At 69.4% G+C, this 395-nt stretch carries 1 protein-coding gene; it reads left to right on the top strand.

The window, feature by feature from the left end; all coding sequences use genetic code 11:
- Positions 1 to 163 precede the first annotated feature (163 nt).
- Positions 164 to 395, top strand: a 232-nt coding sequence (locus ACOADB_RS07440) for an alcohol dehydrogenase catalytic domain-containing protein (protein ID WP_378597331.1), incomplete at its 3' end; no start/stop codon positions are given.

Below are 395 nucleotides of genomic sequence, written 5' to 3'. Positions count from 1 at the left end.
GACCTCGTCACCGTTGTCGACTGCATCCTGGCGCCGATCACCACGAAGCCCTGATCGCGCTTCTCGGGGTCGGGTCAGGGACGTTCCCGATGCGCGCGGTCCTGCGCGCCCCCTAGCGTCGACGCGTCAGCCGGGTCCGCCGGCTCCGTGTTGAGGGGAACCCATGAAGGCGCTGGTCCAGGATGTCTACGGCACGTCCGACGTACTCCGGCTCGAGGACGTGGATCGTCCCGAGCCGGCGGCGGACGAGGTGCTGGTGCGGGTGGCAGCCGCTTCGGTGAACGCGGCCGACTGGCACATCATGCGCGGTGAGCCGAAGGTCGCCCGGTTCATGGATCGCAGCATCTTCGGTCGCAAGGCTCCGCGGGAACGCATCCGTGGCCGCGACTTCGCCG

Origin of the sequence: Nocardioides sp. CPCC 206348 (genome assembly GCF_048654705.1) — a bacterium.
Classification (GTDB): Bacteria; Actinomycetota; Actinomycetes; order Propionibacteriales; family Nocardioidaceae; genus Nocardioides.
Note: the sequence above shows the minus strand (reverse complement) of the source record. Positions and strands in the feature narration are given on the sequence as shown.